Annotated in this window: 1 pseudogene; it reads right to left on the reverse strand. The window is 63.3% G+C overall.

Annotated features, from left to right (window positions below):
• Window positions 1-209, reverse strand: a pseudogene (locus SB816_RS34140) (DUF4148 domain-containing protein); the annotation flags it as partial.
• Window positions 210-245: the final 36 nt, after the last annotated feature.

Here is a 245-nt window from a genome sequence, read left to right on the forward strand (position 1 = left end):
GCTGTGTTTTTCGCGCGTGCCGCCTTGCGTTCGGCCTTGCGTTTTGCCCGGGCAGCCTTGCGCGCCTCGTGCTTCGCGGCCTTGGCATCCGACGCGGTGGATGCGGCCGGTGCGCTGGCATCGGTCTGCGCGAATACCGGCGCGGTCGAGCCGAGGAGGAAAGCAGCCGCCGAAGCAGCCAGTGCGAGCTTTTTGATCTGGATTCGCATACTGAACTCTCTTTTGTGATTGGTCACGGAGTGAAG

Origin of the sequence: Achromobacter sp. SIMBA_011 (assembly GCF_046535435.1) — a bacterium.
GTDB classification, from domain to species: Bacteria; Pseudomonadota; Gammaproteobacteria; order Burkholderiales; family Burkholderiaceae_B; genus Achromobacter; species Achromobacter dolens.